The organism is Bacillus sp. TH22 (genome assembly GCF_016651015.1).
GTDB lineage: Bacteria > Bacillota > Bacilli > Bacillales > Bacillaceae_G > Bacillus_A > Bacillus_A mycoides.
Window position 1 is genome coordinate 2161942 of sequence record NZ_JAEKER010000001.1, and the last position, 14439, is coordinate 2176380.

Consider the following 14439-nt stretch of genomic DNA (forward strand, 5'->3'; position numbering starts at 1 on the left):
AAATAAGCCAGTCGTATCTCTTTAAAAGAAATACAACTGGCTCTCGTTTATGGTTGTAAACTAGATAGTTTTTATGGTGTTGTTTCCTCGTACTCTCCCCTGGGCTGTTCATCATTTAAATAACTTACATATTGGCGATGTAAATCTTTCACCGCACTGACGATAGCATTTTGCGCTTTTCCTTGATAATGGTCCGTAATATCTTGAACGATTTCCTCAATACCATCTTGCAAACTATGTCCTCTCAACATTTGAGCGACGAAGTCTCTACCATGCTCTGTCGCAAGCGTACATGACGCTTCAATAATGACATGATATTTATGATCTGCCTCAATTGTAATTGTTAATGTTTCATACATACTGCGAACAGCCATACCTTTCGGAAGTCTCGAATGTCCTGCCATAAAAAAAGTCCCTTTACGCATATTTCATCCTCCATTACTATGTTAAGAGCCAGAAAAACAATGTACACATTTGCATTGAATTTTACTACCCTTATCCTTATAGCTCGTACTTCTGCTAAAGAAGCTCAAGTGGAAAGAAGTTACTCTCTTCATTTTCAAACATAAATCCGGGCTTACAGCGAGGCTAATCACTGTCATCCGATAATAAGTTAATCATAATGAAATTAAACTGAATATTCAATATTAAACTCCGCAAATTTCATGAATAAACAAGAAAATTCTCTCGCCCAGGCACATATACTGTTCAAAAGAAAGAAGGAAGTGGTCTCATGTATTACGGAACGAAAGGCTGGTACGTAGCTGAACTAAAAAAATTAGGTGTTCGCTATCATGAAGGACGAAAACTAGAAAGTTACCGCGCACACGTATTACGCAATTTATTAATCGCACAACAAGAGACAACGAAAGAAGAGTAATTTGATATCGGTTGATTCTCTGAATATATCAGCGATTCGACATAAAATATCGACTTATCAACAAATCCCGCCAAATCATCCCTCCATTCCACCAACCAATCACACATCAATACAAACCAAAAAAGGTCACCCAAACGGGTGACCTTTCTTTCTTATTCACAAACAAGAATTTGTCTAGAAAATGATCCTTTTCTTGTGATACAGCGGTCTGTAATTTCAAATCCTGCTTCATGAATCATGTCGTCCATTGTTTCCATCGTAACAACGACTACCTTTTTTGCAATGCGGCGCGCACTTGAAAGAATGGAGAACTGGTCTTCTGGTGTTGCATGCGTAAATAAGTCGTAGGGCATATCGATAATTGCAACGTCGTAGTTCTCAGTAATTTCCTCGATTGGACCTTTTGTTACTGTTCCTTCAAACCCGAAATGTGCAATGTTTTTTCTCGTTCCAAGCACCACAAGTGGATTTATATCTCTACCAACGATGTTAATTCCCATAGAAAGTGCTTCTACTACTACTGTTCCAATTCCGCAGCACGGGTCAATCGCTCGTACTCCCTCTGGGTTTGGTACAGCGATATTTGCGACAGCTCTAGCAACACGTGTGCTCAGTGATGTCGAATAGCTATGCGGTTTTTTTATGTGATGATACCAAACTGGATCACTTTCTACATAGTGTCCGAAGTACCAGCGTCCTCCAAGAGGAACAATCCCGAATACACGCTCTGGATTACGAACATCCGCTTCTCCTTCAATATGCATACCGAGGTCTCGTTCAATAAGGCGTCTTTCTCCATATTCAATTTTATTTTCTTTACCAAGATCATTGATTTTAACGAAGATAACTTTGAATGTCGCTCCCGCTAAATCAATTTGTTCCACTTGTTTTAAAATGCTTTCTAAGTCGTCCCCTTCATACATAACCTCGACGCGCTCTTTAATAAACGGACTTCTACTCGGAGCAATCTTGACTTCACTTTTTAAAATATTAACGTGAGACTCCATCCCAAAGAACGAGCGCATTTCCAAGTAACATAAGGCACGCTCCTCTTCGCGAAATGCATACGTATATATACATGCAGGTGTTTTACTATGATTACTCAATCTATTATCATCCTTTATCGTTTAAAATTGTTATGATCAAAATTACTCAAATACTTTTTTCATATAAAATTAAATGATATCATATGCCCGAAATAAAGAGAAACCTTTATAATTTGTTTTATAAATAAAAAGAGACTGCCTATGGCAATCTCTTTTATTCATTAACGGAAAGAAGATACGTTGTTACCCATTGCTTCGTAGTAATCTAAAATACCTTGATAAATAGCTTCTGCTGCACTTTGTCTCTGTTCTGGTGTAGCAATTTTATCAGCATCGCTTTTATTATCTACAAATGCTAATTCTGCTAATACAGCTGGCATCGTATTTTCTCTAATTACATATAAATCGCCTTTCTTCACACCGCGATCTTTTGTTCCAAGTGCATCTACAAGACGCTCTTGAATTTTCTTTGCTAATAAACGACTTTCTGATACATTCGGGTTTGTCCCTCTTGCTGTCGCTGATTCATAGTAGAATGTTTCTGTACCTTGTCCTTGTTTACTATCCGTACCATTACCATGAATACTTACAAAAATATCACCTTTATTTGCCTGAGCAAATTCTACACGTTTTTGTAAAGACTCAGCTGCAGTGTTTCCTGGACGTGTATCATTCTCACGAGTTAACAACACAGTAAACGGTGTCTTTTTCTCAAATATTTTCTGTAATCGTAATGATACATCTAATACGGTTTTACTTTCTTTCTCATAATAACCAGGGTTCCCCGAATCAATTCCACCATGACCTGGATCAATAATAATCGCTTTACCTTCTAGGAAGTTACCTTGCTTCACTGGGTTTAATTGATTTTTATCCACCCATTGGAAACCAGCCCCCATACGGATACGAATCCAGCTATCTTTTTCTTCAATAACAGTTACTTGTTGTGCTTTATGTGTGCCTGCCACTGTAGACGTATGTGAAGCTTCTTGATATGTAGTGAATTCTTGATTAATAGACTCTGTTTTTTCTTGTAATGGTGTCCACTTCTCACCTTTACTTGTTACAACCTTTAACCAACCATCCGCTCTTTGCTCTTTCACTTCAAGCATTTGTGGCTTATGTTGAACGTCAGTAATACCAGATGATAACGATGCTTGATGATATGTAATAAAGTTTCTATTCATATACATTCTTTTCGATGTATTTGTTTTATTTTTATCTGCCATCGCGATGAACTGAGCTGCTTCAGCACGACTTACAGTACCATCAGGCTTCCAACCATTTCCTGTACCCATTGAAATCTCTAAAGCTACTAAAATATTAGCTTGTTTCTTACCCCAATGAGGTTCCAAATCTTTAAACTGCGTTGGAAGTTCTCCAATAATTTTCTTATCTAATGAATATGCTTGTACAAGCATAGATGCCATTGATGCACGGTTAATTTGGCTTGATGGATTGAATTTCCCAGTACCATCTCCACTAATTACACCTGCTTTTTCTACCGCAGCAATATATGGTGCTGCCCAATGAGTTTGCGAATCTTTAAAAGATGGTTTCGCTTTTGGATCAATTGGTAAACCAAGAACGACTGCTAATATTTTTGCAGCTGATCCTTTATCTACTGCTTCAGATGGAGAAAAAGTTCCGTCTGGTTTCCCATCAAGCGCTTTTTTCCCTACTAAATAGTCAACCGATTCCTGCGCCCATGTAGGAACATCCGAAAACTTCTTCGCTGCTGCGAAACTACTAATTGGAGACGATAATAAACTTGCGGCTAAAATACCTGCCGCGACTGCACGATACTTCATAAATAATAATACTCCTCTCGAAAACCAACGTTTAAAACGCGTAATCTTAATATATAAATTACATCAAACGACGAACAAAAAAAATTAGTGCGCCTCTATCATTCTATAATACTAGAATTCTATAGTAAACCTACTTTCTTATTATTGTAAAATAAAATACACTTAAAGTATTTTTTATACACAAAAAAGTGGTTGATTCATAGAATCAACCACCCTCTCACTATTCTACTATCATTTCTGATAACACATATGCATAAACAAGTGCTTCTGTATGTGCAATCGAGCTTTCGTGCGTACGCTCAAATGCGTGAGAAGAATCAATACCAGCTCCAATTAACGCATGTTTCACATCAAATCCGGCGCGAATCGCAGCTGATGCGTCTGATCCGTAGTATGGATAAATATCCACTTTATATTCAATAGCGTTCGCTTTCGCCAGTTCAACTAAATGCTTACGTAAAGCGTAATAGTATGGACCGCTAGAGTCTTTCGCACAAATGGATACTGTATATTCATCAGATGCTTGTCCATCACCTAACGCTCCCATATCAACTGCTAAATATTCTACCGTTTCTTCTGGAATATTTGAGTTTCCACCGTATCCAATTTCTTCATTATTAGAAATTAAGAAATGTGTTGTATATGGCAATGTTACCTTTTCATCTTGCAATCTTTTAATTAATTTTAATAGAATTGCTACACTTACTTTATCGTCTAAATGACGTGATTTTATGTATCCACTCTCTGTAATTTGAACGCGTGGATCAAATGAAACGAAGTCTCCTACTTCAATTCCTAACTCACGTACTTCATCTGCTGAAAAGACACGCTCATCAATACGCACTTCAATATTTTTCTCATCGCGCTTCGCTTCCCCTGCATCTTTGTACACATGGACAGAAGTTTGATGCATTAAAATTGTGCCTGTATATTTCTTACCGCTTGACGTTTCAATTTCGCAATATTCCCCTTCTACAGAGTTCCAGCGAAATCCACCAATCATAGATAGACGAAGACGACCGTCAGGCTTAATTTCTTTCACCATCGCACCTAACGTATCAACGTGTGCAGTTAATAAACGATGCTGCTCATCATTCTTTCCTTTAACCGTTAAAATAAGAGCGCCTTTATTATTACGCTTCGTCTCTACATTCCACTCACTTACATAATTTTCAATAAAACTAATAATTTTCGCCGTGTTTCCAGATGGACTTGGAATAGAGACAAGCTCCTTAATAAGTTCCATCGTTTCTTTCGTATGATGTGCCATTGTCGTTTCCTCCTCATTTTCTCTACTATTTAGTATAGCGAAATTACGATAAAACCTCTACTCATATAGTTTAATTTTCTAAATTATAATAAAATTCACTTTATCCTAATCTCAATGACAAAAAAGCACCGCATTATCTCCATTAACACTGTGCTTTTTCTATAAAGTGAAACTTTAATCAGCCCGCATCAATCGGGCTTTTACGGGCAGCCCGACTCCCTCGCATTCGCCGAATTTTGAGTTTGGGGTCTTACTGCCCGCAAATAGCGGGATAAAACTACTCTTCCGAAACGTCCATCAAATAAATCCCTCTTGTAAATCCGCCGCGCTCTTCTTCTTTCTGCTTACGAATAAGCTCTACATCTTCCATTGTTGCACCTTCTGCACGCGCTAATGAAATAATAATTTCAAGTGCATCTGCAAGTGAATCTAGCGCATGTTCACGCTCTTTCATCGAAGCAAATTCACGAATTTCTTCTGTACCAATTTTCGCTAACGCTTGTATGTAAGCTTGCCCTGTTAATTTTTGTGCTGTATATGTTTTTCCAGACATCAAAATTTTCTCCGGGACACGATCTCTTACTAACCTGTTATAAGTTGACATCACTTTTCCTCCCACTTTTAATAACACCCAAGCTCTGCTTTATAGAAAAACCACTCTTTTTTCACACAAGCACTTAACATATCAATTCCTGATCCGTGCGCCTTTACTACCGGAAAGAAGTAATGCTCTGGTTCTTCTTTCTTATCGCCGTATAAGGTTTGGTACTCATCAGGAATCGCCTCTTTTTTCACATCCCGTTCTTTCTTCACTTCACCAGAGAAAGCAACAGCTGGATGTCCCTCAAAGAATAATGCAGTCCGTACCGCAAGAGATGGTGTACTATGCAAAGCATAATATGTAAGTAAAATAATAACGATAACACCGATAATTTTCTTCATTTATTACTCCTAAAAAAAGTGCTAACACAATTATACTAAAATGTGTTAGCACTTTCTTCCCTTTATCTCGAATTAACGGGCAGTAAGACTAATAATCCGCGGGGGATAAACAAATCCCCACGGATTAAAGTTTCACTTTATTCCCCTTTAAATGCTGGTAAACGTTTTTCTAGAAAAGCAGCAATACCTTCTTTATGGTCCGCTGTTTGTCTCATCGCATATTGACCACGCTTTTCGAGCTGAAGCGTTTGTTCTAAATTAGAACGATTTACTTCACATAAAATTTGTTTCGTTTGAATCATTGCCTTGATTGGTTTTTGTAACCATTCATTAATTTTTTGCTTCACAGCCATTTGGAAATCCTCACCGATTACTTCGTCAATTAAACCGATATCTAACGCTTCTGTCGCTGATAATTTCTTCCCTTCCCAAATGATTTTCTTCGTCATATTTTCACCGACACGCTTTTGAAGGAAGAAATGGCCGCCACCATCTGGAATTAAAGCGATTCCAATAAAGTTCATCGCAATAACTGATGATATATCTGCCATGACATAATCAGCTGTTAATGCAATACTTAATCCAAGTCCAGCAGTCGGCCCATGAATTGCACTAATAACAAGCTTTGGCATCGTATATAACGTCACAACGATTTCAGAAATTGTATTCATGATGCCTTCAAACTTACTTTCATCATTACTTGAAAGCATTGATTTAATATCTCCACCCGCAGAAAAACCACGGCCACTTCCGCACAACACAACAACGTGAACAGAACTTTCCGCCACTTCTTTCAACTTTTGTAATAACCCTTTTAACGTTGGTTCATCTAATGCATTTAAAACCTCTGGACGATTGACCATAACCGTTGCTACGCGCCCTTCATATTTCACAACAACAGATTCTGTTTTACTTGTTACTTCCATTATATACCCCTCTTTTCAACATAAAGATTATACTTATATAATTATAGAAAGCATGTTAAAAATCCTTCTTTTTTCTTAATTTTCTGTCTAATATCCTCGTAATTTGTATATATCTCCGTATAAAACATACAATTTCGTTAAAAAATATAGAAATTAAAGTCGGTTTATCCATGCTTTTCATCTATTTACCATTACAATGAAATGGTGTATTCTTAAGTTTGATGCAAAAAAACAAATATTGAAATTCATTCGCCTTATTATGTAAATAAGGCTTTTATCCCCATCTCTTGGGTATTGAACTAAAGGAATGAAGAAATGGAGGAATATATGGTTAATAAGTTGAAACAAACGGATAACTACTTCCCGCATTTCCTATTGCTATTCATTGTGTTTCAACCAATTTTAGATTTATTAACGTCTTTTTCAATCTATGTATTACACATGAGCGCAACAGTTGGAATCGTAGTCCGTTTCGCCTTTATGCTTCTTGCATTAGGTTATCTACTTCTTCATAGAAATCAACATGGAGCGAAAAAGTACATTCTCTATTTATGCCTACTCGGTATCGTACTAGCAATTGGTCTTGCAAATAATATGATGATTAAATCCCCAATTTCATTTGGCGAAGAAGTGAAATTTATTTTAAAGAGCATATATCCAATTGTGCTACTGTTTGGATATATTATCGCCTTTAAAGAGTTAAAAAATAAAGAATATACATTTCATAAAATCATTACATATTTCTTATATGCAACTTTAATTTTAAGCATCACACTAATTGTTGCAATGCAAACTAGTACAGATTTCCCAAGCTACCCTCACTCAAAGATCGGTTCAAGAGGTTGGTTCTTTGCTGGAAATGATTTAAGTTCTATTTTTGCAATTATGTTCCCAATCATAGTGTTATATTCGATTCATAAAACAACTTCTTTCTCGAAAATCTATTACTGGATTCCAACAATACTCGCGATGTATGCAAGTATTATGGTCGGAACGAAAGTAGGATACGGTGCAATTGTTCTAACTCTTGGCGTGGCACTTTTATTCTCATTCATTGAATATATGGTTCATCGTAAAAAAGAAGGAAAAGGATTCACATATCTCGTAAATACAGTTGTTGCCGCTATTATACTAGGAGGTTTAATTGCCCTTACACCGCATACTCCTATCGCAAAAAATATGGGCATCCACATGCAAATATACGAATACAAAAAATCAGTACAAGAAGAAAAGGATAGAAAAGAAGGGAAAATAATTAAAGAAGATCCTGACGCAGAGAAAAAACATGCAAAAGGTGAACTAACAGACTCTGAGGTCAAAAGTTTAATTTACAGTGATCGCGATAAGTTTTTAAAAGTATACAAACAATACTATAAAGACGCACCACTATCACAAAAATTATTCGGAATGGGCTATGCTGGTAACTATACGGTTAAAATTAAATTAATCGAAATGGACTTCCATGACATATTCTTTGCATTCGGAATCATCGGTTCTCTTATTTACTTCATACCATTCCTTTACTTCGGTATTAAATTATTACTCAGCATCATAACAAACTTTAAGAAAATATTAACTGTGAAATATATGCTATTAGCTAGCACCGTTGTACTATCACTTGGAATCGGCTTTATGTCCGGTCACGTATTAACAGCGCCGTCCGTTAGTATTTTCTTCGTCGTTATACTCGCCTACTTAATTGTTGATTTAGAGGTGGAATAAAAGAAGCAGCATCCAAATGGATACTGCTTCTTCTTTTGAAAGTAATACATGAAATTATATTAATGATTCTACAGAAGATATCGATTTACCGACGAAGTTTGATAAAGCAGCAATCTACAAAAAAAGACTAGATCACATTATGATCTAGCTTTTCAAAATTCCCCTATTGAAAAGACGCCCGAATCTCCTCCAACACCTCATCAATATTATCCTTCGTAATAACAATACCGAAGTCTTTCGGGACGTTGCTATCTTCCTCATTTACAACTTTATGCGCAATCAACTTTCCAACTTCCGGTCTGAAATGATGCCCATCCATATAGTTGTCTAAATTCTTTGTGACGGAGTTAAGATACATGAAATGGTGCACTTCTCCAAATACATCTACAGCGTCATGAAGCCATCTTTTATAATCTTCCCATCGCCCTGATTGAATCATCGTACGGAACAGAGGCTCTGAAACAGGCGTTGTAAAAATATAAAACTTCGTGTTCGGATTATGAGCCTTTACTGTTCCTAATATTTCTTTCATATTTTGATACTCATAATTCCCGCCATAAATCTCTTTACTAAACTTATCTACTTGCGCCGCTATTTGCGCATCACGTTCTTCTTTCGTATAATCGCGCATCGATTTTATATTCTCTCGATTGTACCGATCAAGATCCGTACTATGATGAGTGGAATTTGCAATTGTATTCTTTGAATAAGTAATCCCGTCCATACTGACATACGATTTAATCGGATACAATAAACTTTGCGCCTGATTAATATACGCTTCTGGTTTATCAAAACCAATTTCCCTATTTTTGTTCGTTCCAAGGAAATCTAAACCAAGTACAATAGACTCGAGTCCACTACCTTTTTGTTCTTTTGCATATTCAATATATGCATCATACTCACGCGGATCTGTACTGCTTACCGCATAATTAAATGCGTTTAACCCGGTGAAGTCATTCTCGTTAATAAAAGTCGTTCTACTACTTCCAAGTATAACTCCATCATATGTAAACGGACGGTACGTTATATAATTTGTTTTCTGTTGTCTCTCGTTAAACCCGTACTGAACATCATTCCACTTATTTTTATGCGGGAATAACCAAAGTGAATCTATATAGCTATTAAATATCCCGACACCTGCCAGAGGAACAAAAACACATACAAAAACGAAAATAAGCCAATGTTTGTTTTTCATATTCTCCACCTAGAAATTAAAGTATAAAAACTCACTAATACTCGTTAAATGTAACACGCTATATACGAGTAATACTGCAGTAAATAAAGCAGTCCATACATTCGGACGGAATGAATCTTTTAACTGAATTGAATTTTTTAAGAAGAAACTAATACATAACGCTCCGAAAATATATGCTACCATTTTCGGATCTAATAAAGAGACATGGTACCCTTCACTAAATGAAACACCGTACTCTTTTAAAAATTGCAGCTTCTCTATTATAAATGCTGGGAATACGCTATTTGCTAATTCGATTCCATTTAGCCCGAACATTCCTTTTAACACTTTCACCGCATCATGCATAGATGTTGCCCTAAAGAATACCCACGTTATATTAATGAAGAAAAACGTAACGAACCAACCAGCAAAGGCTGGCATGCGCCCTCCTGCTTTACTCCATAGGCGATGAATAACAGAAGCCAAACCGTGCAAGAACCCCCAAAAAACAAATGTCCAACCAGCTCCGTGCCAAAGTCCACTTATTAAAAATACAATCATAATATTTACGTATGTACGCGTAATTCCTTTTCGATTTCCTCCTAGAGAAATGTACACGTACTTCGTTAAAAACTGGCTAAGCGTCATATGCCAACGATGCCAAAACTCTTGTATATTCACTGCTTTATACGGTGAATTAAAGTTTTGAGGTAATTTAATATTAAACATTAAAGCGATTCCAATTGCCATATCACTATATCCACTAAAATCAAAATACAATTGGAACGTAAACGCTAACGACGAAAGCCATGCTTCGACAAATGTTAATGATTGCTGCACATCAAACCCTTCATGTACAAGGGGTGATAATACATCTGCAATACCTACCTTTTTGAAAATACCAACTGCAAATACAAATATACCAAGAACGATATACTTCGATTGCCAGCGCTTTTTACTATTGTCAGCAAACTGCGGCATAATTTGCGCATGATGTACAATCGGTCCTGCAATAAGCTGCGGGAAAAACGTTACAAACAATGCGTAATCAAGAAAATGACATGCCTTCGTTTCACCACGATACGTATCTACTAAAAATGCAATCTTTTGAAACGTATAGAAACTAATCGCAAGCGGTAACGTTAATGATAATAATGTAAAATGAGTTCCAATTAATGCATTAACATTTTGCAAGAAAAAATCATAATACTTGAAATAACTAAGCATTCCTATATTAAATATTAACCCTACCGTTAAAAGAAGTTTACTCTTATGTTTTACGAGCCTCATTCCGATAAAGTAGTTCACAATGAGTGACACTAACATAAGCGGTAAATATTTCACATTCCAATAACTATAGAAAAATAAAGAGGCCGCAACAAGCCAAGCCTTCGCTAATGTAGCATGTCCAAATTTATTTAATAGAAAATATAAAAGAAATGCTATCGGTAAAAATAAAAAAATAAACTCAAATGAGTTAAATAACACACCATCTCTTCCCTTCCAAACAAATCACACCTTATTCATCTTATCTTATCCAAATAGTGAGTGTCAAAAGGATTCCGCTCCCCTTTTCTTCTATTATATATAATAATCATTTTAATCGAATTATTAACATGATAAAATATTAAAGGCGCTTTTATATAAAAGAATATATAATAGAAATGTCGGTTTTTTGCACGAAATGTATTTTTGAAAAAAGTGAGGAGAGTCCTTTGGTATTTAGTAGTTCTGTTTTCTTATTTATCTTTTTACCTCTCGTATTATTTTTCTATTTTATAGTGCGTGCCGAGCTACGTAATTTCGTATTACTTGCATTTAGTTTAATTTTCTATGCATGGGGAGAACCTCGATTCGTCCTCTTAATGCTCTTTTCTATTATATTAAACTACTGCTTCGGCCTACTCGTGCATCATTATGATAAACGAAAAAATATGAAAGTCACATTTTTAATTATGGCTGTGGTCGGAAATATTTTATTACTTTCTTATTTTAAATATATTTCATTTTTCACAGACATTTTAAACAACGCTTTACATTTATCTATCCAGGTGGAACCTATTCCACTACCAATTGGGATTTCATTTTATACATTCCAAGCGATGTCCTATGTCATCGACATATATCGTAAAGACGGGGATGTTCAAAAGAATCCACTTAACTTAGCACTATATATATCAATTTTCCCGCAGCTTATTGCCGGACCAATCGTTCGTTACAATATCGTTGCTGATCAAATTAAAACGCGCATCCATTCTTTTGAACGATTTACAGAAGGTATCCAAATTTTCGTTTTAGGATTAGCGAAAAAAATGTTAATCGCCAATCAAGTTGGATTTGTCGCAGATAAAATCTTTGCCTTACCACCATCTGAAATGAGCGCTGGAACGGCTTGGATTGGTATTATCGCCTATACACTTCAAATCTATTTCGATTTCTCAGGATACTCTGATATGGCAATTGGACTTGGAAAAATGTTCGGATTTGATTTCCCGAAAAACTTCAATTATCCGTACATCTCGAAATCCATTTCAGAATTTTGGAGAAGATGGCATATTACACTAGGCTCTTGGTTCCGCGACTATATATACATTCCGCTCGGCGGAAACCGTGTATCCAAACTAGCAAATTACCGTAACCTCTTCATCGTATGGGGATTAACCGGTTTATGGCACGGGGCAAGCTGGACATTTATCGCCTGGGGATTATATTACGGCTTTATTATCTCGATTGAAAAAGCTGGATTCGAGAAAATATTAAATAAGCTATGGAAGCCGCTGCAACATGCATATGTACTAATCATCGTTATGATTGGTTGGGTCTTCTTCCGAGCTGATAACTTCGCATACTCGTTCCAATATTTAAAAGCGATGTTTGGCATAGGGAGGCAATCTTTCATCGATGACAACACAATGCTCTATATACATGAATACATTGTCATATTTATCATCGCCTTTATCGCAGCGACACCAATTTTGAAACGTGTTAAAAACATATTAGAACTTGCACCAAAAACGTATACATTCACGATGCAAGTTGTACGTCCTATATTATTACTAACATTATTTATGATTTCGATTATGTATTTAATTAATTCGACGTATAATCCATTTATTTACTTCAGGTTTTAACTTATCCCGCTATTTTCCGGGCAGTAAGACCCCCACCTCAAAATTCAGCGAAAGCAAAGAAATTAGGTTGGGGTCGGGCTGCCCGGAAAAGCCCGATTGGTTAAGGCTAATAATCAGTGGGGGATGAACAAAAACCCCCCACTGATTAAAGTTTCACTTTATGTAGGAAGGAAAAGTTATTATGAAAAAATTGGGGAACATCGTCCTATTTATCGGTTTTCTCACCATTATCTTTTCATTTGGCATATTATCGCTTCTCAAAACTGACCGAGCAGTTTCGTCCGTTGAAAATCGTCCGCTCGCTCAAAAACCAGCTCTTACAAAAGAAGTTGCCTTAAATGGTAGTTTCTTTAAAGACTTTGAGACATATACAAACGATCAATTAATCGGAAGAGATGATCTCATAAAAAACTATACACTTACCCAAATTAAAATGGGCAAGTCTCTCATTAACGATATTATTCTAACTGATGATAAATGGCTTCTGAAAAACCCTGCTTGGACTACAAAATATAATGAGATTGACCAAGCTATGCCAGCTGTAAACGACTTATCTCAGTTTTTAAAAGAACAAAACATTGAGTTTTACTTTGCCTTACCACCGTCCAAAACGAATGCATTATCATTTAAATTACCTTCTCATATTCACACATATGCGCAGGAAAATTTAAATTATTTTCTAAATAAACTTCCAGCGGACGTAAAGCCAATTAAACTCATGGAACATTTTAAGAAAAACTATACAAATGAAGAAATACAAAGTATGTACTTTAAAACAGACCATCACTGGAATATGGATGGTGCCTTCTTAGGCTATCAATATATAATGAACACAATCGCGCAACAATCTTCTATATATAAAGGAAAAGAAATAAAAAAAGAAGATTACACTCGTACGTGTGCTCCAAATACACATCTAGTCGGAAGCTTTAACAACCAGCTTTACCAACTGATCGATGCGACTGGAGAAAAACTATGCTACTACACACCGAAAGACGGTTTCAACTTTACGAGCGTAGCCGCAAAAGATGTAAATAGCACTGTATATCGCACATTAGATGAACTATACGGCGTAGAAAAACAAAATGATACAACATCATACGCAGGTTATTATGCAAATGACTATCCAGAAATCGTTATCGAAAACAACAATGCACCAAATGATGTACGAGCTTTAGTCCTAAAAGATTCATTCGCAAACGCAATCGTGCCTCACTTAGCACAAAGTTTCAAACACACATCCACCCTCGACCTTCGTCACTATCACGAAAAGGATGTATATCAATACATTAAAGACAACAACATTAACATGGTATTGTTCGTGTATAGTGATTCGAATTTGAGCGGGGATATGTTTAAGTTTAAACAATAACCATATAACACAGCCATAAAGCTTATACATGGCTGTGTTTTTCATTTTAGATTCTCTCTGACTATCCCCCTCAAACTAAAAAATAAAGGCATCTTATCACTAAATAGCTAGTACATTTTGTAAGTACCTCTTAAAATCTAAAAATTTAGATCTCAAATAAAAATT

Annotated in this window: 13 protein-coding genes; 4 read left to right on the plus strand and 9 right to left on the minus strand. The window is 36.1% G+C overall.

The annotated features are described in order from the left end of the window. Nucleotides 1-71: 71 nt before the first annotated feature. Nucleotides 72-425, minus strand: coding sequence for a DUF3870 domain-containing protein (locus JFU18_RS11015; RefSeq protein ID WP_001225455.1), 354 nt, complete (start codon nucleotides 423-425; stop codon nucleotides 72-74). Between the two features lie 308 nt (nucleotides 426-733). Between JFU18_RS11015 and JFU18_RS11020 the strand changes: the two genes are divergently transcribed. Continuing rightward, the gene (locus JFU18_RS11020) at nucleotides 734-880 is read left to right on the plus strand and encodes a YflJ family protein (protein WP_002010895.1); all 147 of its coding nucleotides are present in this window, start codon (nucleotides 734-736) and stop codon (nucleotides 878-880) included. A gap of 152 nt (nucleotides 881-1032) precedes the next feature. Here the strand turns inward: JFU18_RS11020 and JFU18_RS11025 are convergent, their stop codons facing one another. The 6 genes from JFU18_RS11025 to JFU18_RS11050 form a co-directional block, all read right to left on the minus strand. Beyond that, on the minus strand, nucleotides 1033-1986 hold the full coding sequence (locus tag JFU18_RS11025) for a TRM11 family SAM-dependent methyltransferase (RefSeq protein ID WP_002188490.1): 954 nt from the start codon (nucleotides 1984-1986) through the stop codon (nucleotides 1033-1035). Between the two features lie 161 nt (nucleotides 1987-2147). Beyond that, nucleotides 2148-3737 carry an N-acetylmuramoyl-L-alanine amidase gene (locus tag JFU18_RS11030; RefSeq protein WP_201032559.1) on the minus strand — a complete coding sequence of 530 codons (1590 nt, stop codon included), beginning with the start codon at nucleotides 3735-3737 and terminating at the stop codon, nucleotides 2148-2150. Nucleotides 3738-3957: 220 nt separating this feature from the next. After that, nucleotides 3958-5007: a M42 family metallopeptidase gene (locus JFU18_RS11035; protein ID WP_085309440.1), complete on the minus strand. Its 1050-nt coding sequence runs from the start codon at nucleotides 5005-5007 to the stop codon at nucleotides 3958-3960. Nucleotides 5008-5284: 277 nt separating this feature from the next. Continuing rightward, complete coding sequence (locus JFU18_RS11040; protein WP_002125566.1) at nucleotides 5285-5611, minus strand: nucleoside triphosphate pyrophosphohydrolase; 327 nt, start codon at nucleotides 5609-5611, stop codon at nucleotides 5285-5287. Between the two features lie 17 nt (nucleotides 5612-5628). Then, nucleotides 5629-5949 carry a hypothetical protein gene (locus JFU18_RS11045; RefSeq protein ID WP_002134648.1) on the minus strand — a complete coding sequence of 107 codons (321 nt, stop codon included), beginning with the start codon at nucleotides 5947-5949 and terminating at the stop codon, nucleotides 5629-5631. Nucleotides 5950-6086: 137 nt separating this feature from the next. Beyond that, nucleotides 6087-6875 (minus strand): enoyl-CoA hydratase, encoded by a 789-nt coding sequence (locus JFU18_RS11050; RefSeq protein ID WP_201034762.1) that lies wholly within the window; start codon nucleotides 6873-6875, stop codon nucleotides 6087-6089. Between the two features lie 327 nt (nucleotides 6876-7202). Between JFU18_RS11050 and JFU18_RS11055 the strand changes: the two genes are divergently transcribed. Next, entirely contained in the window at nucleotides 7203-8597 is a 1395-nt protein-coding gene (locus JFU18_RS11055) for an O-antigen ligase family protein (protein ID WP_085309436.1), read from the plus strand. 163 nt (nucleotides 8598-8760) lie between these two features. Here the strand turns inward: JFU18_RS11055 and JFU18_RS11060 are convergent, their stop codons facing one another. Both JFU18_RS11060 and JFU18_RS11065 read right to left on the minus strand, forming a co-directional pair. Then, nucleotides 8761-9792: a hypothetical protein gene (locus tag JFU18_RS11060; protein ID WP_085309434.1), complete on the minus strand. Its 1032-nt coding sequence runs from the start codon at nucleotides 9790-9792 to the stop codon at nucleotides 8761-8763. A 9-nt stretch (nucleotides 9793-9801) separates the two neighbouring features. After that, nucleotides 9802-11259, minus strand: coding sequence for an MBOAT family O-acyltransferase (locus tag JFU18_RS11065; protein ID WP_201032558.1), 1458 nt, complete (start codon nucleotides 11257-11259; stop codon nucleotides 9802-9804). A gap of 227 nt (nucleotides 11260-11486) precedes the next feature. Between JFU18_RS11065 and JFU18_RS11070 the strand changes: the two genes are divergently transcribed. Both JFU18_RS11070 and patB1 read left to right on the plus strand, forming a co-directional pair. Next, nucleotides 11487-12902, plus strand: coding sequence for an MBOAT family O-acyltransferase (locus JFU18_RS11070; protein ID WP_088265468.1), 1416 nt, complete (start codon nucleotides 11487-11489; stop codon nucleotides 12900-12902). Between the two features lie 181 nt (nucleotides 12903-13083). Then, nucleotides 13084-14274 (plus strand): secondary cell wall polysaccharide O-acetyltransferase PatB1, encoded by a 1191-nt coding sequence (gene patB1, locus JFU18_RS11075; protein ID WP_201034761.1) that lies wholly within the window; start codon nucleotides 13084-13086, stop codon nucleotides 14272-14274. The last annotated feature ends 165 nt before the right edge of the window (nucleotides 14275-14439 follow it).